This is a genomic window from Bacillus sp. NTK071 (assembly GCF_017303315.1).
GTDB lineage: Bacteria > Bacillota > Bacilli > Bacillales > Guptibacillaceae > Guptibacillus.
Map to the genome: position 1 here is coordinate 37,889 of NZ_JAFKOI010000009.1, position 25,232 is coordinate 63,120.

Annotated in this window: 24 protein-coding genes and 2 riboswitches; of the genes, 1 reads left to right on the plus strand and 23 read right to left on the minus strand. The window is 41.3% G+C overall.

Annotated features, from left to right (window positions below):
* Positions 1-58 precede the first annotated feature (58 nt).
* Positions 59-239: riboswitch (Lysine riboswitch) on the minus strand.
* Positions 240-477: 238 nt separating this feature from the next.
* The 12 genes from yunB to JI666_RS14305 all read right to left on the minus strand — a co-directional run bounded on the left by yunB (position 478) and on the right by JI666_RS14305 (position 11,598).
* Positions 478-1,248: a sporulation protein YunB gene (gene yunB, locus JI666_RS14255; protein WP_286170839.1), complete on the minus strand. Its 771-nt coding sequence runs from the start codon at positions 1,246-1,248 to the stop codon at positions 478-480.
* Between the two features lie 139 nt (positions 1,249-1,387).
* Positions 1,388-1,681, minus strand: coding sequence for a YunC family protein (locus JI666_RS14260; protein ID WP_211201520.1), 294 nt, complete (start codon positions 1,679-1,681; stop codon positions 1,388-1,390).
* A gap of 62 nt (positions 1,682-1,743) precedes the next feature.
* Entirely contained in the window at positions 1,744-3,132 is a 1,389-nt protein-coding gene (locus JI666_RS14265) for a bifunctional metallophosphatase/5'-nucleotidase (RefSeq protein WP_206892990.1), read from the minus strand.
* A 15-nt stretch (positions 3,133-3,147) separates the two neighbouring features.
* The gene (locus tag JI666_RS14270) at positions 3,148-3,966 is read right to left on the minus strand and encodes a sulfite exporter TauE/SafE family protein (protein ID WP_206893142.1); all 819 of its coding nucleotides are present in this window, start codon (positions 3,964-3,966) and stop codon (positions 3,148-3,150) included.
* Positions 3,967-3,981: 15 nt separating this feature from the next.
* Positions 3,982-4,836, minus strand: coding sequence for a DUF72 domain-containing protein (locus tag JI666_RS14275; RefSeq protein WP_206892991.1), 855 nt, complete (start codon positions 4,834-4,836; stop codon positions 3,982-3,984).
* Between the two features lie 447 nt (positions 4,837-5,283).
* A complete protein-coding gene (gene sufB / locus JI666_RS14280) occupies positions 5,284-6,681 on the minus strand; it encodes a Fe-S cluster assembly protein SufB (RefSeq protein ID WP_206892993.1) in 1,398 nt (465 codons plus the stop codon).
* 101 nt (positions 6,682-6,782) lie between these two features.
* Positions 6,783-7,226: a Fe-S cluster assembly sulfur transfer protein SufU gene (gene sufU, locus JI666_RS14285; RefSeq protein WP_206892994.1), complete on the minus strand. Its 444-nt coding sequence runs from the start codon at positions 7,224-7,226 to the stop codon at positions 6,783-6,785.
* Positions 7,216-8,436, minus strand: a complete 1,221-nt coding sequence (locus JI666_RS14290) for a cysteine desulfurase (RefSeq protein ID WP_206893144.1) — start codon at positions 8,434-8,436, stop codon at positions 7,216-7,218. Before JI666_RS14290 ends, sufU begins: the two co-directional genes overlap by 11 nt.
* 2 nt (positions 8,437-8,438) lie before the next feature.
* The gene (gene sufD, locus JI666_RS14295; RefSeq protein WP_206892995.1) at positions 8,439-9,746 is read right to left on the minus strand and encodes a Fe-S cluster assembly protein SufD; all 1,308 of its coding nucleotides are present in this window, start codon (positions 9,744-9,746) and stop codon (positions 8,439-8,441) included.
* Positions 9,747-9,764: 18 nt separating this feature from the next.
* Complete coding sequence (sufC, locus tag JI666_RS14300) at positions 9,765-10,550, minus strand: Fe-S cluster assembly ATPase SufC (RefSeq protein ID WP_206892996.1); 786 nt, start codon at positions 10,548-10,550, stop codon at positions 9,765-9,767.
* A 341-nt stretch (positions 10,551-10,891) separates the two neighbouring features.
* A complete protein-coding gene (locus JI666_RS22075) occupies positions 10,892-11,068 on the minus strand; it encodes a YuzK family famiily protein (RefSeq protein ID WP_169749943.1) in 177 nt (58 codons plus the stop codon).
* Between the two features lie 227 nt (positions 11,069-11,295).
* Entirely contained in the window at positions 11,296-11,598 is a 303-nt protein-coding gene (locus JI666_RS14305; protein ID WP_206893145.1) for a carboxymuconolactone decarboxylase family protein, read from the minus strand.
* 351 nt (positions 11,599-11,949) lie between these two features.
* Here JI666_RS14305 and JI666_RS14310 point away from each other — a divergent pair, with 351 nt between their 5' ends.
* Complete coding sequence (locus JI666_RS14310; protein WP_206892999.1) at positions 11,950-12,900, plus strand: L-lactate dehydrogenase; 951 nt, start codon at positions 11,950-11,952, stop codon at positions 12,898-12,900.
* 40 nt (positions 12,901-12,940) lie between these two features.
* Here JI666_RS14310 and JI666_RS14315 read toward each other — a convergent pair whose 3' ends face one another.
* The 11 genes from JI666_RS14315 to ilvB form a co-directional block, all read right to left on the minus strand.
* Positions 12,941-13,783, minus strand: a complete 843-nt coding sequence (locus tag JI666_RS14315) for a MetQ/NlpA family ABC transporter substrate-binding protein (RefSeq protein WP_206893001.1) — start codon at positions 13,781-13,783, stop codon at positions 12,941-12,943.
* Positions 13,784-13,808: 25 nt separating this feature from the next.
* A complete protein-coding gene (locus tag JI666_RS14320; RefSeq protein WP_206893003.1) occupies positions 13,809-14,477 on the minus strand; it encodes a methionine ABC transporter permease in 669 nt (222 codons plus the stop codon).
* A complete protein-coding gene (locus JI666_RS14325) occupies positions 14,470-15,492 on the minus strand; it encodes a methionine ABC transporter ATP-binding protein (RefSeq protein ID WP_206893004.1) in 1,023 nt (340 codons plus the stop codon). The genes JI666_RS14320 and JI666_RS14325 overlap by 8 nt, the downstream gene beginning before the upstream one ends.
* A 125-nt stretch (positions 15,493-15,617) precedes the next feature.
* Positions 15,618-15,726, minus strand: a riboswitch (SAM riboswitch).
* Positions 15,727-15,861: 135 nt separating this feature from the next.
* On the minus strand, positions 15,862-16,872 hold the full coding sequence (gene ilvA / locus JI666_RS14330) for a threonine ammonia-lyase (RefSeq protein ID WP_349769341.1): 1,011 nt from the start codon (positions 16,870-16,872) through the stop codon (positions 15,862-15,864).
* The gene (gene leuD, locus JI666_RS14335; protein WP_206893150.1) at positions 16,869-17,459 is read right to left on the minus strand and encodes a 3-isopropylmalate dehydratase small subunit; all 591 of its coding nucleotides are present in this window, start codon (positions 17,457-17,459) and stop codon (positions 16,869-16,871) included. Before leuD ends, ilvA begins: the two co-directional genes overlap by 4 nt.
* Before the next feature lie 15 nt (positions 17,460-17,474).
* On the minus strand, positions 17,475-18,887 hold the full coding sequence (leuC, locus tag JI666_RS14340; RefSeq protein WP_414635144.1) for a 3-isopropylmalate dehydratase large subunit: 1,413 nt from the start codon (positions 18,885-18,887) through the stop codon (positions 17,475-17,477).
* A 26-nt stretch (positions 18,888-18,913) separates the two neighbouring features.
* Positions 18,914-20,020, minus strand: a complete 1,107-nt coding sequence (gene leuB / locus JI666_RS14345) for a 3-isopropylmalate dehydrogenase (protein WP_206893005.1) — start codon at positions 20,018-20,020, stop codon at positions 18,914-18,916.
* Positions 20,021-20,036: 16 nt separating this feature from the next.
* Entirely contained in the window at positions 20,037-21,578 is a 1,542-nt protein-coding gene (locus JI666_RS14350) for a 2-isopropylmalate synthase (protein WP_206893006.1), read from the minus strand.
* Positions 21,565-22,590 carry a ketol-acid reductoisomerase gene (ilvC, locus tag JI666_RS14355; protein WP_136947991.1) on the minus strand — a complete coding sequence of 342 codons (1,026 nt, stop codon included), beginning with the start codon at positions 22,588-22,590 and terminating at the stop codon, positions 21,565-21,567. The genes JI666_RS14350 and ilvC overlap by 14 nt, the downstream gene beginning before the upstream one ends.
* Positions 22,591-22,863: 273 nt before the next feature.
* The gene (gene ilvN, locus JI666_RS14360; protein WP_136947992.1) at positions 22,864-23,385 is read right to left on the minus strand and encodes an acetolactate synthase small subunit; all 522 of its coding nucleotides are present in this window, start codon (positions 23,383-23,385) and stop codon (positions 22,864-22,866) included.
* The gene (gene ilvB, locus JI666_RS14365) at positions 23,382-25,103 is read right to left on the minus strand and encodes an acetolactate synthase large subunit (protein ID WP_414635145.1); all 1,722 of its coding nucleotides are present in this window, start codon (positions 25,101-25,103) and stop codon (positions 23,382-23,384) included. The genes ilvN and ilvB overlap by 4 nt, the downstream gene beginning before the upstream one ends.
* Positions 25,104-25,232: the final 129 nt, after the last annotated feature.

Genomic DNA, 25,232 nt, shown 5'->3' on the forward strand with positions numbered 1-25,232 from the left:
AATGATAGGATTGGTCCTATCATTGCTCGCTTCACCGAGTCAATGTTAAGTGTCCACCCCGATCAGTAGTTCACCATTATAAGTTAGACTCATAATGACAGTTCGACATTTATTCAATGCCGCCCCAACAAAAATAACGTGACAATTATTATTGCTTCGGCAGATCTCCCTTTCGATGCTGATCATTGGTGTCATTCTCCCAACACGTACTAATGAGGATCTGCTCCTCTACCTCATCGTAAAAGATAAGGAACGATATTAAGTTCAGTTTAAAAGTATACCTTACTTTCGTTTTTTCTGCAATTGTAGATTATTCCAGAGACACTTCTATAAGTTGTGAGTCATGATTAAGCAACTTATTTAGAAGATAAACATTTTTCTTAGGTATCGAAATTGAACGAAATTGAAAAGCGAGTGAAACTTAGATCTCACTAGAATCAGTCAATAATCAAGCAATGAACATGATAAGTCCTTACTTTAATTGGGCTTTGGTAAAACGATCGATGGATCCCCTCCATTTCCATTGTCACCATTATAGTAATAAGGAACGTCTCCCTGAATAAATAGATCTCCGATTTTTACTGAGTTTGAAACCTCTGTATTCTTTGTAGAGAAAGGAATAATCACGTTCATTTCAACTTTAATATTGATATAGACTTCAAGATAAGTGTTGTTTATTCCCGTTTCTTTCACCTTTGTATCAATATTAGAGACAACATCTCCTATCATTTCAAATCGCACGGGAATCCTTGGTCCGAAATTTGAGAGTAGGACATTATTTGTAGCCATCCCTAGTGGTATGAAGTAAACGATTCCTTGTTGATTTTTAGTACCTTCATAATCGATATCTATATCATTTTTAAATGTTTCCAACTTATCTAAATCACCAGCTTCAACATAATTTAAATAAGTTTGAACTCGTTCTGTCGCCTCAGCAATTAAACGATTATAAACTTGTGAGTTAAAGCTATAACTTGGTACCTTATCAGAACCATTGTCATGAACCATGATTAAATTCTCAACGTCAATACCGTCTGCGATCTTCTTTGAAATGGCATCATTTATTGCTTGTGCAGCAACCTGCCGTGTTTTTGTTTCAGCAATACTTATCAAACTGGGTTCAATTCCTTTGTTTACAATCCATAATCCTTGAACAGTTGTAATGATAAAAATAATAAAAGAGATGATAAAAACATATCGAAAGGGAAGTGGTCCCTTTCTAAAGAATTTTCTACGAGTTCGAAACAAACATGAACCCTCCCTTCTCTTCTTCATGTATATGCCAAGAAGGAGAGAAGTATGGACAATTTCCCCAGAATGCCGTTTCCATAGCACAAAGTGTCTTCCGGAGTAAAAGAAAGAAGCCGTAGCACTGCTACGACTTCTTTCACATCATTTTAAGCATGGCATCTCTGCCTATTGTACCAACTGTAATGCCCCTCGCTACTGCTTCATGTGTAACAGACTCAAGTGGAGCATCTAGCAGCTGTTCGATCGTCCTTACACCTACAGCTCTTCCTGCAATAATCTTCCGGTCACTCAATTTCTCGTTAAGTAAGGCCACATCAAGTGCTCCGCACATGATATATCCATTCTCATTCATAACCGCAAGAAAATTCGTTTTCGGAAGCTGCATACTAACAGCTGTAAAAGGATGACCGTCAATCATGATCGGTGACATAGTAATCACTTCATTCTCGCCTCCTGACTTGAATGATTATCACTATATCTATATGAAAGTTTCTAGTATCTGTTCTCAAGTCTCCATGCAAGAAGATCCCTTAGCATTTCAGGTAAATAGTATTTCTTTTTGGCATGCTTCATCTGAGGATAGAATTTCCCAAACGTAAACATATCAGCTGTAGCCACAGCATATTCTTCATCAGATGCTAGCTGCTGGCCATTATGGAGAATGTCCGTTACATGTTGAAGACCATCTTCCATTAAAACAGTTTTTACTTCTAAGCCATCAAACGCCATAATACCCATTACTTCTCCTCGAAAGCCAAGCCCCTTAAAACTTAGATTCACAATGTCATCTGTCATAGCGTAGGAAATAATTTCTCGAAGCTCACTACCTTTGAGGATAACTTTACAAGGATTAACCGGATGCGGACAAATACGATGAATGTTTTCGCGAGAAATGTTGCCTTCAGAAAGCCCATCAAGTAGCATACCAGAGTTAATCATACCGATATCAGCATGACACCACTCTCTTAAGGCTGCGGCCAATTCATCGGGTAATACGGATCGTTTAAACCACTCAGCTTCTAGCGGTTGTTCCAGTCGACATACTACCTCGTCTAATAGATTTTGTGCTTTAATACTCAAATGTTGGATGTATTTTCGTGTAGGATCGTCTTCTTTACGATTACGAACAGACACAGCATATGCTTCTTTTTCAAGAACATATTCACGTTCTATATCGTAAGAAATCGTTACTTCCCCAACATAGTTGCCGTTTTTTCCGGCCTGGGTAATGAGCGTATCATTTACAACAACACCGTGCTTTAGAACATGATGAGTATGGGCACCGATGATGACATCTATCCCTGTCATCTCTCTTGCTAATTGCTCGTCATTCCCTAGCCCCATATGAGACATAAGAATAACAACGTCAGATTCCTCTCGAACGTCATTCACAAGCTCCTGAAGGTAGTTATAAGGTGAATCGATTGTCCATCCTAGAAGAGAATAGAACTGCTCATACGGGATTGTAATCCCTATGATGCCTACCTTTACACCACTCAGTTCATGAATTTTATATGGAATTGCCCACGAAGGCCTTGTACCATCTTGATGATAGAGATTGGATACAATCACTTCGAACTCTGCTTCTGTGTATAATTCCTCAAGTTCCTTCTTAGAGAACGTAATTCCTTCATTGTTTCCGATCGTAGCATAGTCATATTGAAGATCATTGAGTAACTGCACATTACCTTTCCCAACCGTTCCTTCTGTGATTGGATGGACTTTATCAGAATGGTCACCAAGATCAAGAAGTAAGTAAGGTGTTCCCTGGAGTTCATGCATCCTCTTTTTCTCTTTGATAAAAGAAGACACTTTAGACCAGTTCTCAAAGTGACTATGAAGATCATTTGTATAATAGATATTTAGTGTTTTACAAGTCAAGTCAATCTTCCTTTCCTACCCCATAGTTCCCTGCCAGATCAGTCGAATTCCAACAATGATTAACATCCATCGTAAAATAACTACAACGGTCTGGTCTGATAGCTTTTGATTAATATATGCTCCTAACTTGGCTCCAACCCACGCTCCTGGAACTAATCCGATTAAGAGAAAGCCTTCCACGTTTCCAAGTGCTAGATGGGTAAGTGTACCCGTTATGCTTGAAAGGAAGATCATAAACATTGAAGTTGCGACTGCCACCGTCATAGGGAAGCCAAATAGCAAGATCATCGCAGGAACCATTAAGGACCCTCCACCAATCCCAAACAATCCTGAGATAACTCCTACAAAGAACGAAACCACGACCGCTGCAGGAGCTGAAAATTGATAGGTTTCTTTCTTACCTTCAGAATTAGTAAAAGAACGAGTGAATTGTCCATTCAATTTCATTGGGCGTAAACGATTCCTTATCATTAATAATATGGAAACAAGCACCATAAATACCCCAAAATAGATAGAAAAATAATCTACTTCAATAAATTTATTTAACCAGGCTCCCAAAATGGCTCCTGGTCCACTTCCTAGAAAGAAGAGCGCTCCACTTTTATAATCCACACTTTTCTTCTTCATATATGCTAATGTAGATGAAAGTCCAATTGCAACAAGTACAACGATCGAACTTCCTACAATTAATTGAGGAGATAAAGGCGGTAGCCAATTTGTGTATTGATCAATGATGAGAAGTACTGGGACGATTATAATACCACCACCAAGACCAACAAGACTACCGATTGTACCGGCAGCCAGACCAATAAGAACTAATAAAATCCAGGTTATCATCTTAAAATCTCCTTATTCTTCAAAAAGATCAAGTTGCTTCGGATTTAGATTTGTATACTCTATACCAAGCATTTGAATCATCTTCTTCGCATTACCTGCAGCATGACCACCTGAATTATTGTTAAATAATATAATGACATTCTCACATTCTTCTTCCAACTGACGAATACGCTCTTTCCATTCCATTAACTCTTCATGGTTGTAATCATACAAATAACGAACGTCTCTCCAATTATGGCGATTGCCTGGATTTGTCCATCCATTCACATTTCGTCCATGTAAACGTACGAGGACTTGATTCGAATCAATCGTTTCCATAACGAGAGGAACAGATCCTTCTCCTGCCTGTGGCTCATCGCAAATTGTGTGGATAAATCCCTGTTCTTCGAGAAAACGAAGCGTTTTTTCATAGAAAGCTTCATGATACCAGGATTGATGACGAAATTCTACTGCACAAGGAATGTCCCCCATTCGTCGCTTACAGTCTCTTAATATGTCCACGTTCTCCTTATTCACATCAAACCACGGTGGAAACTGAAACAGCACCATCGCAAGCTTACCTGCTTTCTGAATAGGAGTCAGAGAATCTATAAAAGCTTGGAACATTTCTTCTCTTGTATCGAACGGTACATCTCCACGTTGATGACCTGTCATACCCTGATAAGCCTTCACTACAAAACGAAAACTTTCAGGTGTTTCATCCGCCCACTTCTGAAAATTCCTTGTAGGCTGAACAGCATAGAAAGATGAATCTACTTCAACAATTGGAAAATGGGAACCATATATTGAAAGCTTCTCATTGCTTTTGACTCCAGGTGGATATAAATCATCATGATCGCCCCATCCTGTAACGCCTATGTAAATCATGCAACCCTTCCTTTCATCTTCAATGGAACATTCGAAATTATTCAATCGGTAGTCGATATAACTAAAATACTTCTACTTCTATTTTCATGTGAAGGTAAGAAAATAGCAAGGAAGAAGCAGAAGAGCCTTTCCAAAATGCTCTTTTAAAAACATTGTTGCTATAAAAGGAGTGGTTGATTTCCGCTTCAGGATGCTCGCTTTCCGCGGGGCGGGCGGTGAGCCTCCTCGTCGCTTACGCTCCTGTGGGGTCTCACCTGTCCCGCTTATCCCGCAGGAGTCGAGCACCTTCCGCTCCAATCAACGTCGAAGTGTGTGTGTTTTCAAAACCTCTTTTAAAACAACAATCTTTTAGAAAAGAGCCTTCCAGTAAGCTTCATTCAAGATAATCATCTATTCCCGCATACTAAAAAAACGAACCGGAAAATCCGGTTCGTTTCATAATAATGCTTAACCGATTGAACCTTCCATCTCAAATTTAATGAGACGGTTCATTTCAACCGCATACTCCATAGGAAGTTCTTTCGTAAATGGCTCGATAAAGCCCATTACGATCATTTCAGTTGCTTCTTCTTCAGACACACCGCGGCTCATCAAGTAGAAGAGCTGCTCTTCCGAAACCTTCGATACTTTCGCTTCGTGTTCAAGTGATATGTTATCGTTAAGGATTTCGTTGTAAGGAATTGTATCAGAAGTAGACTCGTTATCCATAATTAGCGTATCGCACTCAACGTTCGAACGAGCGCCTTCAGCTTTACGGCCAAAGTGTACGATACCACGGTATGTTACTTTACCGCCTTGCTTCGAAATGGATTTCGATACGATTGTTGAAGATGTGTTAGGTGCTAAGTGAATCATCTTAGCTCCTGCATCCTGGTGCTGTCCTTTACCCGCAAGAGCAATTGAAAGGGTCATGCCTCGTGCGCCTTCACCTTTCAAGATAACAGCTGGATACTTCATCGTAAGTTTTGAACCAATGTTACCATCGATCCATTCCATCGTTGCATTTTCTTCCGCAACAGCACGCTTCGTAACAAGGTTAAACACATTGTTAGCCCAGTTCTGAATCGTTGTATAACGGCAGTATGCGTCTTTCTTAACGATGATCTCAACAACAGCACTGTGTAGAGAGTTTGTTGTATAAACAGGTGCAGTACACCCTTCAACGTAATGAACAGAAGAACCTTCGTCTGCAATGATAAGCGTACGCTCAAACTGTCCCATGTTTTCAGAGTTAATACGGAAATACGCTTGAAGAGGCGTATCTACTTTAACACCTTTAGGAACGTAGATGAACGACCCACCAGACCATACAGCAGAGTTTAGAGCTGAGAACTTATTGTCCGTTGCAGGAATTGTTTTCGCGAAATACTCTTTGAAAAGGTCTTCGTTTTCTTTAAGAGCAGTATCTGTATCTTTGAAAATAATACCCATATTCTCAAGATCTTCTTGCATGTTGTGGTAAACAACTTCAGATTCATACTGTGCAGAAACACCTGCAAGGTATTTTTGTTCTGCTTCTGGGATACCAAGCTTATCAAATGTTGCTTTGATTTCCTCTGGTACTTCATCCCAAGATCGCTCAGACTTCTCAGAAGGCTTTACGTAGTACGTAATTTCATCGAAATCAAGATCAGCAAGATTACCGCCCCACTGAGGCATTGGCATGCTGTAGAAATGCTCTAGCGATTTCAAACGAAAATCAAGCATCCATTTAGGCTCATCCTTCATACGAGAAATTTCTTTAACGATTTCAGGAGTTAACCCACGCTCTGAGCGGAAAATTGAAACGTCTTTATCACTAAAACCATACTGGTATTCGCCAACTTCAGGCATTTTTTTAGCCATTATATTTCCCTCCTTGACATTACACATGTCAGTGTTTGGCTGTTGTTCTCTTTCAACCATTCTAGTATGAAAAAGAAACGATGACAACACCTGGAAGCGAGTTAAGCCTCACCCTGTTCCTTGAAACCCTTCTCCATTGCTTTCCAAGAGAGTGTTGCACATTTAATTCGAGCAGGAAATTTCGAAACGCCTTGAAGTGCTTCAATATCACCAAGATCGAATTCTTCTTCGTCATACTCTTTGCCCTGCATCATATCAGAGAAAATTCCAGACAATTTCATAGCCTGATCAACTTCGAGCCCTTTGACTGACTGTGTCATCATTGAGGCAGATGCCAGGCTTATAGAGCAACCTTCTCCAATAAACTTCGCATCCGAAATTTTCCCATCATCGACTTTCAACTGTAGCTGAATTGTGTCACCGCATGTAGGGTTATTCATATTTATTTTAAGGTCGCCTTCTTCAAGCTCCCCTTTATTTCTTGGATTCTTATAATGATCCATGATGACCTGTCGATATAACTGGTCTAGATTGTTAAAAGACATTACCGAAAAACTCCTTTGCTTTTCGTAATCCTGCTACAAATGTATCCACGTCTTCTTCTGTGTTATATAGATAGAAGCTAGCACGTGCTGTAGCCGATACTTCAAGCCACTTCATTAGCGGCTGAGCGCAATGATGTCCGGCGCGCACGGCGATGCCTTCTGTGTCTAGTACAGTAGCCACATCGTGTGGATGAACTTCGTCACTATTGAAGGTTACAACGCCAGCACGATTTTCAGGTCCGTATATTGTTACGCCTTCAATTGTGGATAGCTGCTCCATTGCATACTTAGCAAGATGTGACTCATGCTGCTGAATGTTATCCATTCCAACTTCATTTAAGAAATCAATGGCTGCTCCTAGACCGACTGCACCTGCAATAATCGGAGTACCGCCTTCAAACTTCCAAGGAAGATCTTTCCATGTTGAGTCATATAGACCTACATAATCAATCATTTCTCCTCCGAATTCAAACGGATCCATCTCTTCTAGTAATTGTTTCTTACCATAAAGAACACCGATTCCAGTCGGACCGCACATCTTATGTCCAGAGAAGGCAAAGAAATCACAATCGAGATCCTGCACATCAATCTTCATATGTGGTGTGCTTTGAGCCCCATCAACAACCATAACGGCACCGTTTTGGTGAGCAATGGCCGCAATTTCCTTAATCGGGTTAATTGTTCCAAGCACATTAGAAACCTGCATAACAGAAACGATTTTCGTGTTCGCTGTTACCGTTTTTTCTACGTCTTCAAGTGCAATTGTTCCATCAGGTTGAAGAGGAATATATTTAAGAGTGGCTCCAGCTGCCTTCACAACCTGTTGCCACGGAATGATGTTACTGTGATGCTCCATCGGTGTGATAACAACTTCATCACCCTCTTGAAGATTTGCACGTCCATAGCTTGACGCTACCATATTAAGCGCTGTAGTTGTTCCGCGAGTAAAAATGATTTCTTCTGTTGAAGAAGCATGAATAAACTCACGTACCTTTTCACGTGCACCTTCATAGGCATCTGTTGCATGTGTGCCAAGCGTATGAACACCACGGTGAACGTTTGAATTAATTTCCTTGTAGTAACGCTCAACTGCATCAATCACTTGAGCTGGTTTCTGAGACGTTGCTGCACTATCAAGGTATACAAGAGGTTTCCCATTTACCTCTTGATGTAAAATGGGAAACTGCTTGCGAATGTCCTGGACATTCATCATTAATTTACTTTCCCTTCAGTAACCTCAACCGCACGTTTACGAACGCCTTCAATCGGAAGTTCGTTAATAACTGGTGCAAGGAAACCGTGGATAATTAAACGTTCTGCTTCATGGCGAGAGATCCCGCGACTTTGCAAGTAATAAAGCTGAATCGGATCAACTTTACCCACAGACGCTGCGTGACCAGCCATAACATCATCTTCATCAATTAGAAGAATTGGGTTAGCATCTCCACGTGCTTTCTCATTCATCATAAGAACGCGCTGAGTTTGCTCACCGTTTGATTTCTTCGCGCCATGCTCGATCTTTGTAACACCGTTAAAGATCGCACTTGCACTATCTTTTTGAACACCGTGTACAAGTAGAACACCTTCAGAATTTTTACCGTGGTGGAAAATCTGATTCGTGAAGTTCTGCTTCTGATCTCCGCGACCAATCGTGACCGTCTTAGAGTCAGCGTTCGAACCATCACCAATAAGGTGTGTTGTATTTGTAGATACCGTATTACCATCATTCATTTGAGCGAGTGCCCAGTCTACTTTACCGTCACGAGCAACGTTCGCACGACGATTCACGTAAGTTGTAACTCCCTTAGCAAAGTTATCAACAGAACCAAATGTTACACGAGCGTTTTGCCCTACGTGTACTTCAGCAATGATATTGGCAACAGACTCTACATCATTTCCGTAAGAAAGATAGTTCTCCACATATGTGACTGAACTATTATCTTCAGCAACGATAATCACGTGATTGAATAGACCTGCTTCAGGATCTTCTTGCCAATATAGAGCTTGAATAGGAACGTCTACTTCAACGTTACGAGGTACATATAAGAATGTTCCACCGTTTAGTAGTGCCGCATGAACAGCAGTTAGACGATTCTCGTCTACTTTCATAACGTCCTTCATGAAGTACTTCTCGACAAGGTCACCGTGCTCTTGTAGAGCTGTTTGAATATCTGTGAAAATAACTCCCTGTCCTTTCAGCTCATCAGAAAGCTGATTAAAAACAGGTGTAGCGTTACGATGCACGAGAAGATTACCTGATTGCTGATCTTTAGCAACGAGATCACGTACGTCTTTTGGAAGATCTTCCAGTGAAGAAATAGCGTCTGCAGGTACATCGTGTTTAAATGAAGTGAAGTTCCACTTATCGATTTTCGTTTTATCAGGCTTTGGCATAGGAAGGTTTTCTGACTTCTCTAAAGCCTTTAAACGCAGGGATTCCATCCATTTCGGTTCCTGACGTTTCTCTGAAAAAGATTTAATGTAATCTTGATCGAATGCAATCTTCGTATCCACTGACATTGTCATCCTCCTTACCGCTTACGCTTCTTGACCAACTGTTTCGTCTTTAATTCCAAGTTCTTCTTTAATCCAATCATAACCTTCTGCCTCAAGACGCTGAGCTAGTTCCGCGCCACCAGACTTCACAATACGACCTTGCATCATGACGTGTACTTTATCAGGTGTAATGTAGTTCAATAGACGCTGATAGTGTGTAATGATTAAGCAACCAAAGTCATCGCTACGCATAGCGTTAACGCCTTTAGAAACAACTTTAAGTGCATCGATATCAAGACCAGAGTCAATCTCATCTAGAACTGCGATTTTTGGTTCAAGCATCATAAGTTGAAGAATTTCGTTACGCTTCTTCTCACCACCAGAGAAACCTTCGTTAAGGTAACGCTGAGCGAATTCTTCTCCCATATCAAGCTCTGCCATTTTCTTGTCTAGCGTCTTGATGAATTTCATTAGTGAAATCTCATCGCCTTCTTCTCGACGAGCATTAATTGCAGAACGAAGGAAATCAGCGTTTGTTACGCCACTTACTTCACTTGGGTATTGCATAGCAAGGAAGAGTCCAGCTTTTGCACGCTCATCAACTTCCATTTCAAGTACATCTTCATTATCAAGGAAGACACTGCCTTCAGTGATTTCGTATTTTGGATGTCCCATAATTGCTGACGCGAGAGTAGATTTACCTGTACCGTTCGGTCCCATTACTGCGTGGATTTCTCCACCATTTATTTCAAGGTTTAATCCTTTAAGAATCTCTTTTCCCTCAATGGAAACATGAAGATTTTCAATCTTAAGAGTTGATGCTGCCATTTGTGAATACCTCCAATAACGTTTATACTATTCCTTCCTTATTGTAGTATCTATAAGGTGTATGTCAAGGAATGTGTGCTGAGTCATTCTCAATCTATTTTCATTCTAATTTTATAACAAATCCAAACTAATATCAAGGAACCGAAGGATCATACTTTCTAGCGTTCTCTACAAGATCTATCGCTATTCCTGAATGAGAATGAAAGGTGATTATTTTCGATTTATCCCTTGTTAAGACTACCATTTAATAGTAGACCACACAATGAATGAACTACTTTGCTCAATATAAAAAACCAGTCGGTCGACTGGTTTTTCAAGTTATGTTACTTCTGGATGCTGATTCATTTAGATAGTCTACGGTCGAATTCACTTACCATTTTAAGACTTCGACGGTGATTCATCTCACGGTCTCGTTCAATTTCCATTCGTTTGTTGAAATTCCGGCTATACTCCGCATAACCTACTCCGTGAGACTGGTACATCGCCTTTTCCATTTCAGGTGTGTGGTTTAACCGCATGGGGCTAATAATGAATCAATCCTTTCAAATCTTTTTTGCTTACAAGGATACTTTACCACGTTGAATTAGTAGCTACAAACAGCATTTACAGGGTTGAGGAAGTCTATAGAAGCATAAGTAGAGTTCTGAATTAATAAAAAACTCTTTTTCTTATTTTCTCTCTCATATCCACCCTATTTCAATATCTTCTGTATAGACCGCATATATAATAGAAGAAACTCGTTTTATTAATGCGTCATTTGACCTAGATCTTTGATGCATTCTTGAACAAGCGTAACTGCCTGACTCATCGCTGCTCCACCGCCAAAAGCAGCTGTTACACCAACCGTTTCAAGGATTTCTTGTTCAGAACATCCCTGATCAAGACAGCCCTTTGTATGGTAGATAATACAATACTCATCCTGTGAAAAAATTGAAATTCCAAGTGCAATCATTTGTTTCTCTTTCTGACTTATTGCCCCTTCTTTAAAACATGCTTCTGTAAATGCACTGTACTTCTTAGCAAGCTGAGGCATTTTCTCAGTAAACATCCCAAGTCCTTCTTTATAATCATGCAGCGCCGCTTCTGAGAAATTGTTAAATTCTTGTTCTTGCTTCAAGACGCATTCCTCCTTCTATTTATTCCATGTTAGTATGAGAAGACAAGAACTAAGCTATCCATGAAATTTTCAAGGAGTCTGTTTTATTGAGAGGTAGTGGTCGATTTGCGCTCCAATCAGCGAAATGTGGTTTTCTCACAAAACTTCTTTCAAAAACAATTTGCTTTCAGAAAGAGCTTTCCAGAAAAAGAACTAGCGAGTGTTCCCATGTGAGCGACGCCCAATTAATGGGTAGAGTATTACTTATAACCTTGGTACTAAACCTAAAAAGGAGTGGATCTCATGTCTGAAGGAAAAACGACTCGTGTTGCACTTATTGGAACAGGTTTTGTTGGAACAAGCTATGCCTTTTCTTTATTAAACCAAGAACTTGTGAATGAACTCGTGTTAATCGATTTAAATAAAGAAAAAGCAGAAGGTGAAGCGAGAGACTTGAATCATGGACTTCCTTTTGGTGCTCCAATGAAAATATGGGCCGGTGATTACGGAGATTGCACTGAAGCAGACATCGTTGTTATTGCTGCTGGAGCAAACCAGGCTCCGGGAGAGACCAGACTTGATCTGATTGATAAGAACGCTGCAATTTTCGAAAACATTGTTTCAAGTGTGATGAAGAATGGTTTTGATGGGATCTTTATCGTAGCGACGAACCCTGTTGATGCTCTCTCTTATGCAACTTGGAAGTTCTCTGGTCTACCAAAGGAACGTGTGATTGGCTCAGGTACTATTCTTGATACAGCTAGGTTTCGATACTTATTAGGTGAGTATTTCAAAGTGGATTCGAGAAATGTTCACGGCTATATTCTCGGAGAGCATGGTGATACTGAAGTGCCAATTTGGAGTCATACGACAATTGGAAGCAGACCAATTCTTTCTTTAATCGAGAACAATAGTAGTGCAAAAAACGAGCTTGATGACCTTTTTGTTAATGTACGCGACGCTGCTTATCATATCATTAATCGCAAAGGTGCTACCTACTACGGAATTGCGATGGGACTCGTTCGATTAACAAGAGCCATCATTCGGAATGAGAATTCGATTCTTACCATATCCACCCTTCTTCAAGGAGAATACGGACAGAACGACATTTACATCGGTGTTCCTGCCATCGTAAATAACAGTGGGGTAAGAGAAGTGATTGAACTAGACCTCGATCCTAATGAAAAAGAAAAATTCCATCACTCAGCACAAACATTAAAAAAAGCCATGGAGCCTATTTTCCAATATAAATAAATGAAAAGGTTCTCCACATTTGTGGAGAACCTTTTGTTCTTTATTCGTTTACTGGTACAACAGCACCGTCATACTCTTCTTTAATAAAGTTCTGAATTTCTTCAGAACGAAGAACTTCAACTAGTGTTTTGACAGCTTCTTTGTCTTCGTCACCTTTGTTAACGGTAATCACATTCACATATGGAGAATCAGAATCTTCAAGTGCAATCGCATCTTCTTGTGGATTTAATCCAGCGTCAATGGCATAGTTTGTGTTGATCATAACTGCATCGCCTTCCCCTTGCTGATAAATCTGTGGAAGAAGAGATGCTTCAACATCTGTTTTAAATTCAATATTTTTAGGATTCTCAGCAATATCTTCTACCGTTGCATCTGCTGCTTTCACACCCTCTTTAAGCGTGATAAGTCCCTGTGCTTCGAGAAGAGAAAGCATACGTCCGTGGTCAGAAACTGAGTTACTCATAATAATTTGTGCGCCTTCTGGAAGTTCTTCTAAGCTTTTATAATCTTGTGAGTACACACCGATTGGTTCAATGTGAATTCCACCAGCATTTACAAAGTCATAATTCTCGTTCTCTTCCATTTGAAGTTCCATGTAAGGAATCGTTTGGAAATAGTTTGCATCCAATTCTCCATTAGCAAGTGTTTTGTTTGGAAGAATATAATCTTGGAACGTCTTAATTTCAAGATCGACGCCTTTTTCTTTCAGCATCGGCTTTGCTTCCTCAAGAATTTCTGCGTGTGGAATATTTGATGCACCTACTACAAGCTTGTTCGATTCTTCTCCCTCGCCTGATGAACCTTCACTGTTACTGTTGTTAGCACCACATGCTGCGAGTACCGCTAAAGCAAGAACTGCTAAGATTGACAATATCTTCTTCATAACTGAATCTCTCCTTCTCTCCTCTTTATCTTTTATCTATTGCTCTTGTTGTTAAGTCTCCAGCAATCTGAAGAATAGCAACAATAACTAATATCAAGACAGTAGCAACTAACGTAACATCAGGGTTATTTCGTTGGAAGCCTTCGAGATATGCCAAGTTTCCAAGGCCACCTGCTCCAACGACACCTGCCATCGCCGTATAACTGACGAGCGCAATTGCTGTTACAGTGATACCAGAAATAAGTGCTGGCATCGCCTCAGGAAGTAGTACTTTAAAAACAATAGCACCATTTGATGCCCCCATAGATTGAGACGCTTCAATAACTCCCTTATCTACTTCTCTTAATGCAATTTCAACCATTCTGGCATAGAAAGGTGCTGCCCCAGCAATTAGTGCTGGTAATGCGGCATTAGCCCCTAACATCGTACCGATAATGTAAACGGATAGCGGGATAAGCAATATAATCAGAATAATAAACGGAATGGAGCGGAATAAGTTAACAATGCCAGCTATTATTCCATTCACAAGCTTATTTTCCCAAATATTCCCTTTAGTTGTTAGGAATAACAGAAGACCAAGAGCAATACCTAATATAAATGTTGCCAGGACAGATATGGCCGTCATATACATCGTTTGAAGTGTAGCTTCCCACATATTGTCCCAATTCACGTTTGGAAATAGTGACTCAATCATTCGAAATCACCTCCGCTTCCACACCTTGCCCACGAACATAGGCAAGTGCCTCATCTATGACAGGTTGGTTCCCTTTCATAAACACAGAAAGCTTTCCGTAAGGACCATCTTGCGTATGTGAGATCTTTCCTTGAATAATGTTCACTTCGACATCATATCTACGAATTAACTCTGTAACGAGTGGTGATCCTGTCTTGCCTTTAATAAATGTGAATTGAACAAGTTCTCCATCTTTACTAGCTGCTAGATGTGCAATCGATTCCTTCATTTCTTCAGGTTCACTCAATTGATTCACAAAGTCTTTTGTAATTTCTTCTCTCGGGTGATGAAAGACTTCTAGAACAGATCCTTCTTCAACAACATTGCCATTCTCCATAACAGCTACCCGATGACAAATTTTACGAATTACGTGCATTTCATGAGTAATTAATACGATGGTAAGTCCTAGTTTCTTGTTGATCTGCGTCAATAGTTCAAGAATGCTATCTGTCGTTTTAGGGTCAAGGGCAGATGTAGCCTCATCACACAATAGAACTTTTGGATTGTTGGCGAGTGCTCTTGCGATACCTACCCGCTGCTTTTGACCACCGCTCAACTGCGCGGGATAAGCATTTTCACGACCTTCAAGTCCAACAAGCTGGATCAACTCGTCGACACGTTTTTTACGCTTTTCCTTCGATACGCCAGATATTTCAAGCGGAAACGCAATGTTATCTCTTACTGTTCGAGACCACAAAATATTAAAGTGTTGAAAGATCATCCCAATTTCCTGTCTTGCTAATCGTAGCTTCTTTTCATTTAAAGAGGATAAGTTACTACCAGCCACCGTGACAGTACCATCCGTTGGTCTTTCCAACAGATTTAGCATCCGAATGAGCGTACTCTTACCAGCACCACTGTATCCAATGACTCCATAAATCTCTCCCTTTTCAATAGAAAGGTTTACGTTTTTTACGGCTTCCACTTTCCCAGATTTCGAAAAGAAGGTTTTATTAATGCCTTTTAGCTCAATCACATGTCTCACTTCCCTCATATAGAAAGATAATCGCTTTCGTTATCTTCATTATTTATCTTTAGCACTTATAAAGAAAAAATGCCTTCCTGCAATGAGCAGAAAGGCATGGAATAAACGATGTCTTCCTCTCATTTCTCAAAGCATATGCTTTGCAGGAATTGGCACCTTCTCAAACAGTTGTTTGACGGTTGCCGGGCTTCATAGGGCCAGTCCCTCCACCTCTCTGAATAAGAGATATAAAATTCAAATTACTTTACTGTGGTTAAGTACTAAACTGAATTTTAGCATGGGACTATGTGACTGTCAATTACTGAGCAAAAAGTCGGAATAATCTAAAATATTACGTTCATAACGGCAATGAGAAAACCATCAGCTTATTTTTCTGATGGTTTTGGCACGCTCAGCAAGCTTTTTATAAGAAGAAAATTTCTCGATATCCGCATTTCCTCCACTAATAACTGCGCCAACTCTAAGACTTTCCATCTGATTTGCTTTGCAAAGAATAGCTGCTAAGGAAGCTGCCCCCGCACCTTCAACGAGCGTTTTATGCCGCTCAAGCATAAATATGATCGCAGTAGCAATCTCCTCTTCTGATACTGTTACCATGTCGTCTACTAGCTGCTCAATAATAGGGTAGGTTAATTTACCAGCTTCTTTAACAGAAATTCCATCTGCGATTGATCGAACAGAGTGAAGGACTTTAGGCCCAGTACCCTTAAAGCGATTCCATGTTGCAGATGCTTCTGAAGCTTGCACACCAATGATTTTCACGTGTGGAAAGTACGACTTAACAGCTAATGCCATACCAGCGAGTAAGCCACCGCCTCCAACTGGAACAAGAATGGTATCGAGATCAGGGCACTGTTGCATCATTTCGAGTGCTACTGTACCTTGTCCTGCCATTACATCCGGGTCATCAAAGGCATGAACAAATGTAGCTCCACGCTCTTTTTGCTCTCGCTCTGCACCTTTGAACGCTTCATTGTAAGATTCACCTTCAAGCACAATTTCTGCACCGTACGAACGAGTTGCCTCAATTTTACTAATTGGGGTATGAACAGGCATGAAAATTTTCGCTTTAATTCCTCGTTCACTTGCAGCAAGAGCGACTCCCTGAGCATGGTTTCCGGCAGATGCTGCAACAATTCCTCTCGCTGCTTCAATATCCGTTAGCATAGATACTTTATTATAGGCACCCCGAATTTTGAAGGAACCTGTTCGCTGTAAATTCTCCATCTTCAGAAAGACATCTTTATGTGTGATTTCATTTAATGTTGTTGACTGCTGTAGAGGTGTTCGATGAACAGCTTGCAGCAAATTTTCCATTGCATTTACGACATGGACGCCATATTTCTCCTGGTAATTCCCAACGTCATTCACTCTCCTACAAATTGTTTTTCTTCATATAGTTTAATTTGATCTTCTAATGAAAGGGTTCGTGACACTTCATCCCATCCATTTAATAACATCTCTTTCCAGTAAGGATCAATTTCAAATGAATCAATCGGGCCATTCTCATCACTGACTTGTTGCTTATCTAATTCAACAAAAAGTTCATAACCGTTTCTTGCTTTAGAGAATAGTTGTGAGATGGTTTCTTGCTTTAAAGCAATCGGTAGAATACCATTTTTCACACAGTTATTATAGAAAATATCAGCGAAGCTTGGAGCGATTACAACTTTAAATCCATAATCGAGTAGTGCCCAAGGGGCATGTTCTCTTGACGAACCGCAACCGAAGTTCTTTCCTGCTACTAAAATTGAAGCATTTCTGTACTGTTCTTCGTTTAGATTGAAATCGTCACGAGGATGACCATCATCGTCAAATCGCCAGTTATAGAAAAGGAACTGCCCGAAGCCCTGTCGCTCGATCCGCTTCAAGAACTGCTTTGGAATAATTTGATCTGTATCAACGTTAACCTGTTCAAGGGGATAAACAACACCCTTGTATTCATTAATTGGTTCCAGGACTACTCACTCCTTTTACACTACTAACGGTTTTACTTTCCTTGCATCCGTAAATCTTCCTTCTATCGCAGCTGCAGCAGCCATCGCTGGACTGACGAGATGTGTTCTGGCTCCATTTCCCTGTCGGCCTTCAAAATTCCGATTTGACGTTGAGGCACAACGCTCACCTGGAGGAACAATATCATCGTTCATTGCGAGGCACATACTACAACCAGCCTCGCGCCACTCAAAGCCTGCGTCCTTGAAAACTGTATCAAGACCTTCAGCCTCAGCAGCATCTTTAACAGATTTGGAGCCCGGTACAACTAGGGCGGTTACCCCTTCATGAACTTTTCGCCCTCGAACGATCTCAGCAGCTGAGCGAAGGTCACTCAATCGAGAATTTGTGCAAGATCCAATGAATACATATTGGATTTCAATATTCTGTATCGGTGTTCCTGGTTTAAGATCCATATAAGCAAGTGCTTGTTTAATCGCTTTTTGATCACCTGGATCCTCATAATCTTCTGGAAATGGAACTCTTGCATATACAGAAGATCCCATTGAAGGATTCGTTCCCCATGTCACTTGTGGTTCAATTTCTTCAGCACCAATCTCAAGCACTTCGTCATACTCTGCACCTGGATCTGTAGCTAGCTTTTTCCATTCAGCTACTGCTTCATCAAACGCGTCTCCTGAAGGAGTGTGTCGTTTCCCTTTCAAGTAGGAGAATGTTGTTTCATCAGGACTGATGAGCCCCGCTTTCGCGCCAGCTTCAATGGACATATTACAAACCGTCATTCGTTCTTCCATTGTCATATTACGAATTGCTTCACCAGTATACTCAACGACAGCACCTGTTCCAGCATTCACACCAAACTTAGCGATTACAGCGAGGATTAAGTCTTTAGCGGTAACACCTGACCCTAAACGTCCGTTGACACGTACTTCAATCGTTTTCGGCCTTGATTGCCACAGCGTTTGTGTCGAGAGCACATGCTCAACCTCACTCGTACCAATTCCAAAAGCAAGGGCACCAAAGGCACCGTGTGTGGACGTGTGACTATCGCCACAAACAATTGTTTTTCCAGGCTGGGTTAAGCCAAGTTCAGGTCCAATAACATGAACAATCCCTTGATCTGGGTGGTTTATATCAGCAATTTCAACTCCGAATTCATTACAGTTCTCTTCAAGTTTCTCCATTTGAACTTTAGATACAGGGTCATTAATAATATGACGCGCTATCGTTGGAACATTATGATCCATCGTTGCAAAGGTTAAATCAGGTCTCCTAACGCGGCGGTTATTCATCCGCAGGCCTTCAAAAGCCTGCGGTGAAGTAACCTCATGAACAAGATGCAAATCGATATATAATAGATCCGGGCTACCTTCTTCTTCATGAACAACGTGTTTATCCCAAATCTTCTCAATAATTGTTTTCGGCTCCACACCCATCCTCCTCTTACCTTTCGTCATCAAGCGTATGCTTCCATGATGCCAGCTGTTGCATCAGCTTCTTCTAACTGATAAATGACTTTCTTAATCATGGCATCTGTTCCAAGTGCTTTTGTAGAACTATTTGCAAGGTCAGTTGTGTAGTAACCTGCATCAAGCACTTCTTTAACTGCCTTCTCAATCGCATCTGCTTCGTCATGCATTTCAAAAGAATACTTTAGCATCATAGCGCCTGATAAAATCATCGCAAGCGGATTCGCAAGGTTTTTACCGGCAATGTCTGGTGCGGAACCGTGGACGGGTTCATACATTCCAAAGCCATCACTCCGTAAGCTAGCAGAAGGAAGCATTCCTAGCGATCCGGTAATCATAGAAGCTTCGTCACTAAGAATATCGCCGAATAGATTTTCTGTTACGATAACATCAAAGTGAGATGGATTTTGAACCATTTTCATCGCTGCAGCATCGACAAGCATGTGCTCAACTTTCACTTCTGGATAAGCTTTTGCTTTCTCATCCACAACTTCTCTCCACATTCGGCTTGATTCAAGAACATTCGCTTTATCAACACTTGTTAACTTCTGACGTCGTTTACTTGCTGCTTCAAATCCTTGCTCAACAATTCGTTCAATTTCTGACCTTGTATAGTGAAGGGTATCAACAACTTCGTCTCCACCGTTTCGACGTTCACTTGGTGTACCGAAATAAAGGCCACCTGTTAACTCTCGAACGATTAACATATCAACACCTTTAATACGGTCAGGCTTAAGCGGAGATGCATCTAGTAAACTGTCAAACGCTGTAACTGGTCGAAGGTTAGCAAATAATCCAAGCTCTTTACGAATACCAAGAAGACCTCGTTCAGGACGAAGATGACCGGGAAGGCTCTCCCACTTTGGACCGCCTACAGCACCTAGAAGAACAGCATCGCTTTCTTTACAGATGCGAAGCGTTTCATCTGGTAGAGGCTCGCCATCTTGATCAATAGCGTCCCCACCGATTCTCCCTTTGTGAAATTCGAACGTATGGCCAAATCGATCTGCTACGGCACTGAGAACTTTCATCGTTCCTTCCATTACTTCTTTACCAATTCCATCACCGGGTAATACCGCAACTTTTCTCTTCATCCATCAAACCTCCTTGTTATACGTGCGCTTGTTTTTTCACTTGATAACTTTCACGTGCAAGAATGCGATTAATTGCATTCAAGTAAGCAATAGCTGACGATTCAAGCACATCCTGTGCTGTTCCTCGTCCGTTCGACTCCACTCCGTTATAGGTTACGCGTACATGAACTTCAGCAAGAGCATCTCTTCCTCCACCAACGGAGTTAATGCGGTAATCTTGAAGTTTAAGCGTTCCTGGAATCATCTCTTCAAGTGTATTGTAAATCGCTTCAACACTTCCTGATCCAGTGCCAGCTTGCTGCATCATCGTTCCATCTGGGGCTTCAATTGAGATGGTCGCTGTCGGGATATTCGCAGTACCATATTGTACCTGAATGCTCTGAATCTCATATTTCTCAACGATTTCATCCGTTTGAATATCTGTTAATAGGGCGAACAAGTCATCCTCTGTCACTTGCTTCTTCTTATCAGCAAGGTCTTTAAATTCTTTGAAAGCTTCATTGATTTTCGCGTCATCCAATACAAAACCTAGCTCTTTCACTCTATCTCTGAAAGCATGCCTTCCTGAGTGTTTACCAAGTACAAGACTAGTAGATTGAACGCCAATAAGTTGAGGACTGATAATTTCATAAGTTGTTTTTTCTTTTAACATACCATCCTGGTGAATTCCGGATTCATGCGCAAATGCATTCGCTCCTACAACCGCTTTGTTTCCTGGAACAGCCATGCCTGTGAGCTTACTAACAAGATTGCTCGTTCGCTTAATTTCATCAAGTTTCAAACGAGTTTCAGCTTGATAGAAATCATTACGGATGTGAAGTGCTACTGCGACTTCTTCTATGGCAGCATTACCGGCTCGCTCTCCTATGCCGTTAATGGTTCCTTCTATTTGAGTTGCCCCACATTCAATCGCAGCAAGCGAGTTGGCAACGGCCATGCCAAGATCGTTATGGCAATGGGCAGAAAGGTCAACACCTTCAATATTCGGAACGTTATTTCTTAAATAAGTGAACAGCTCTCCGTATTCCTGTGGACTTCTGTATCCCACTGTATCTGGTATATTAATGACAGATGCACCAGCATCAATGACTTCTTTAATAATCTTGGCAAGAAAAGAACGATCTGATCGGCTTGCATCTTCAGCCGACCACTGGACTTTCGGGAAGAATCGCTTTGCATATTTCACAGCTTCCACTGCCGTTTCCACGACTTCGTCCGGCGTTTTCTTAAGCTTATGCGTCATGTGAATGGGAGAAGTGGCTAGAAAAACGTGAAGTCTTGGATCAGCACCGCCTTTCAACGCATCCCAGGCTGCATCAATGTCGCTTACATTCGCTCTTGCAAGTCCGGTTACAGATGCATTTCGAACGGTATCTGCAATGTTTTTCACACCCTGGAAGTCACCACTGGAAGCAGCAGGAAAGCCTGCTTCCATAATGTCGACTCCAAGTCTTTCTAGTTGTTTCGCGATTTCCAGTTTCTCTAATGCATTCAGATTGACTCCGGCTGACTGTTCGCCGTCACGAAGCGTTGTATCGAATACATTAATCTTTCGCACTGGCAACCACTTCCTTCTTCGATTTTGGTTTCACAAACGGCATCATTGCGCGAAGTTCTTTCCCAACCTGTTCAATTGGATGCTGTTTTTCTTTTTCATTGATTGCATGGAACTCGGGACGATTTAATTTATTTTCTAAGATCCATCCTTTAGCGAACTTACCAGTCTGGATGTCTTCAAGAATGTCTTTCATTCGTGCCTTTGTATCAGCATCTACTACGCGTGGTCCTGATACAAAATCGCCCCATTGGGCTGTATCGGAGATCGAGTAGCGCATACCAGCAATTCCATCTTCATACATCAAGTCAACGATTAGCTTAAGTTCATGTAGACATTCAAAGTAAGCAACTTCTGGCTGGTATCCTGCTTCTGTTAACGTTTCAAATCCAGCTTTGACAAGGGATGATAGTCCACCGCAAAGGACAGCCTGTTCGCCAAAAAGATCTGTTTCCGTTTCTTCTTTAAATGACGTTTCAAGAACACCTGCACGTGCACCACCGATTCCTTTTGCGTAAGCAAGTGCCAGTTCTTTTGCGTTTCCTGAAACGTCCTGATAGACACCGAATAGTGCAGGTACACCAGCCCCGTCCTCAAATGTTCGTCTAACTAGATGTCCTGGACCCTTAGGGGCTACTAGGAATACATCAACATTTGATGGTGGTACAACTTGATTGAAATGAACGTTGAATCCGTGTGCGAATACAAGAGCATTGCCTGCACGAAGACCAGGCTCAATTTCTTCCTTATACACTTCAGGTTGATACTCATCCGGAAGAAGAACCATGATGACATCAGCTTCATCACTTGCTTCTTTTACCGTTTTTACATCAAAGCCATCTTGTTCGGCTTGATCCCATGAACGTCCTTTTCGTAATCCAACTGTTACATCAAAACCACTTTCACTTAGATTTAGCGCATGTGCATGGCCCTGAGAACCATAGCCAATGACTGCGATTTTCTTCCCCTTTAGAGTTCCTTCGTTGATATCACCGTTATAATATACTTTTGCCATTTTGATTCATCCCTTCTCGATTTGGTTTAGTGGTTAATTTAGGGTATTTTCGTAAACATTGTTGCCGTGAGAGTAGTTGTTGATTTCCGCTCCAGGATGCTCGCTTTCCGCGGGGCGGGCGGTGAGCCTCCTCGGCGCGCTTGGGCGCGCCTGTGGGGTCTCACCTGTCCCGCTAATCCCACAGGAGTCGAGCACCTTCCGCTCCAATCAACTTTGACATGTGAATTTGTTTACACTATCTCTTCAATAATTAAAGCTTTGCTTATAAAAAATTTAATTTAATATGGAATATTGCTTTATATCTGTAACTGATTTTTGACTTCCTCGTGGGAAGGCTGTGATTCCTGTTCGAACCATTTCCTTAATTCCGTAAGGTCTTAGGAGATCAATAATCGCTTCAATTTTCTCTGAGTCCCCTGTCACCTGTACGGTAATGCTCTCACGACTTACATCAATGATGGATGCACGGAATGGCTCGATAATTCCTGAAATCTCACTTCTGATCTGTGCGTTACTAATGACTTTAATTAAAGCGAGCTCTCGTACTACGATCGCCTGATCTGTAATGTCAGACACTTTCAAAACATCAATTTGCTTATTCAGTTGCTTGATTAGCTGCTCAATTTTCCCGTCTCCGTCTACGTTTACAACAAATGTCATTTTCGAAACACCTTCTGTTTCCGTATGACCAACAGTAATACTTTCGATATTAAACTGCCTCTTTGTCATCAAGCCTGTAATACGATTTAGAACACCGCTTTGGTTGATCACTGTCGCGGTTACGATTCGTTTCATGGTTTCACCCCAATCATCTGATGAAGCCCTTTACCAGGCGCAATCATTGGATACACATTTTCCTTTCCACTAACTCGACAATCGATTAATACGGGATCACGATGTGAAAATGCTTCTTCAAAAACAACTCTAGCTTCTTCTTGGGTTTCTACTTTATAAGACTTAATTCCATACGCTTCACCAAGCTTCACAAAATCAGGTTGAACAGGAAGTAATGAGTGAGAATAACGCTCTTCATAGAAGGCTTCTTGCCACTGCCTTACCATACCAAGTGTGTGGTTATTCATGATGACCACCTTAACTGGTAAGTTCAGCTCTTGAAGAGTCGATAGTTCTTGGAGCGTCATTTGAAAACCACCATCGCCTGTTAGCGCAACAACCGTTTGATCTGGGAATGCTAGCTGTGCGCCAACCGCTGCTGGGAAGCCGAAGCCCATTGTTCCTAATCCGCCGGACGTTACCCATCGATTGGCATCTGTAAAGGCGTAATACTGAGCGGCCCACATTTGATGCTGTCCAACGTCTGTCGTAATAATCGCGTCCCCTTTTGTATACTCATGGACAAGTTCGACAACCTGCTGCGGCAAGAATTCACCTGTATTCGTTTTTTTCCAGAGAGGATAATTCTTACTGTTCTCTGTTAATTGATTTCGCCATTCTTCTGTATCTGGTGTTTCTGAATCAACATCTACTAATTTCCTAAGCGCTTCTCTTGCATCAGAAACGATTGGTATTTGAGTAGGTACGTTCTTACCGATCTCAGCTGGATCTACATCAATATGTGCAACGACTGCATTCTTAGCAAAATGAGCAAGGTTTCCAGTTAGTCGATCGTCGAAACGTGCGCCGATACTAATTAACAGATCACATTCATATAAGGCCATATTTGCTGTATACGTTCCATGCATTCCTCCCATTCCAAGGAAGAGCGGATGCTGTCCGGGATAGCTCCCTAAACCGAGAAGTGTGTTAACGACCGGAATCTTATGTTTCTCAGTAAATGTTAAAAGCTCTTTACCAGCATTGGCATGGAGGATACCAGCACCGGCTAGAATAACTGGTTTCTTTGCCTGACCAACCGCATCTGCAAGCTTTTTAATCTGCAAGATATTCGGTGAAAACGTTGGTTGATAGCCAGGTAAATGAATAGTCGAATCGTAGTCGGGTGAAATCGTTTTATTCGCTACATCCTTAGGAATATCAACAAGAACTGGTCCGGGACGTCCTGTTGTCGCAATGTGAAACGCTTCTTTAATAATTCTAGGGAGGTCTTGAACGTCCCTAACTTGATAATTATGCTTTGTAATTGGTGCCGTTATCCCCATGATATCTGCTTCCTGAAAAGCATCTGTTCCAATGACAGTACTTGCAACCTGCCCTGTGAAAATAACGAGGGGCAACGAATCCATCATGGCATCTGTGATACCCGTTACAAGATTAGTAGCTCCTGGTCCTGATGTTGCAATGACAACACCAGGCTTTCCACTAACCCTTGCATATCCTTCAGCTGCATGGATCGAACCCTGTTCATGTTTTGAGAGAATGTGCTTAATTGGTGATCGATACAACGCATCATAGATTGGAAGAACTGCTCCTCCCGGATATCCGAATAGCACTTCAACATTTTCTTTTTTTAACGAATGAATTAATACTTCTGCCCCGGTCATTTCCGCTGTTACTGCTTCGGCTTCTGGTTTCGCCTTCGCCCGCATACTCATACCCTCCAATGCTTTATTGTCTTGCATTATCTTTGATTAGTAGAAGAAACGTATAATTATAAAAAAGCCTTCTCATCCCTACGCCGCATCTTACGGTCCATAGGGGTGAAAAGACTTCACGGTACCACC

What these genes read in the sequence shown, in the direction of transcription:
- JI666_RS14260 (WP_211201520.1), bottom strand. Translation starts at nt 1,681, where the DNA reads ATGTCACCGATCATGATTGACGGTCATCCTTTTACAGCTGTTAGTATG.
- JI666_RS14275 (WP_206892991.1), bottom strand. Translation starts at nt 4,836, where the DNA reads ATGATTTACATAGGCGTTACAGGATGGGGCGATCATGATGATTTATAT.
- sufB (WP_206892993.1), bottom strand. Translation starts at nt 6,681, where the DNA reads ATGGCTAAAAAAATGCCTGAAGTTGGCGAATACCAGTATGGTTTTAGT.
- sufU (WP_206892994.1), bottom strand. Translation starts at nt 7,226, where the DNA reads ATGTCTTTTAACAATCTAGACCAGTTATATCGACAGGTCATCATGGAT.
- JI666_RS14290 (WP_206893144.1), bottom strand. Translation starts at nt 8,436, where the DNA reads ATGAATGTCCAGGACATTCGCAAGCAGTTTCCCATTTTACATCAAGAG.
- sufD (WP_206892995.1), bottom strand. Translation starts at nt 9,746, where the DNA reads ATGTCAGTGGATACGAAGATTGCATTCGATCAAGATTACATTAAATCT.
- sufC (WP_206892996.1), bottom strand. Translation starts at nt 10,550, where the DNA reads ATGGCAGCATCAACTCTTAAGATTGAAAATCTTCATGTTTCCATTGAG.
- JI666_RS22075 (WP_169749943.1), bottom strand. Translation starts at nt 11,068, where the DNA reads ATGCGGTTAAACCACACACCTGAAATGGAAAAGGCGATGTACCAGTCT.
- JI666_RS14305 (WP_206893145.1), bottom strand. Translation starts at nt 11,598, where the DNA reads ATGTTTACTGAGAAAATGCCTCAGCTTGCTAAGAAGTACAGTGCATTT.
- JI666_RS14310 (WP_206892999.1), top strand. Translation starts at nt 11,950, where the DNA reads ATGTCTGAAGGAAAAACGACTCGTGTTGCACTTATTGGAACAGGTTTT.
- JI666_RS14315 (WP_206893001.1), bottom strand. Translation starts at nt 13,783, where the DNA reads ATGAAGAAGATATTGTCAATCTTAGCAGTTCTTGCTTTAGCGGTACTC.
- JI666_RS14320 (WP_206893003.1), bottom strand. Translation starts at nt 14,477, where the DNA reads ATGATTGAGTCACTATTTCCAAACGTGAATTGGGACAATATGTGGGAA.
- leuB (WP_206893005.1), bottom strand. Translation starts at nt 20,020, where the DNA reads ATGAAGAGAAAAGTTGCGGTATTACCCGGTGATGGAATTGGTAAAGAA.
- ilvC (WP_136947991.1), bottom strand. Translation starts at nt 22,590, where the DNA reads ATGGCAAAAGTATATTATAACGGTGATATCAACGAAGGAACTCTAAAG.
- ilvN (WP_136947992.1), bottom strand. Translation starts at nt 23,385, where the DNA reads ATGAAACGAATCGTAACCGCGACAGTGATCAACCAAAGCGGTGTTCTA.
- ilvB (WP_414635145.1), bottom strand. Translation starts at nt 25,103, where the DNA reads ATGAGTATGCGGGCGAAGGCGAAACCAGAAGCCGAAGCAGTAACAGCG.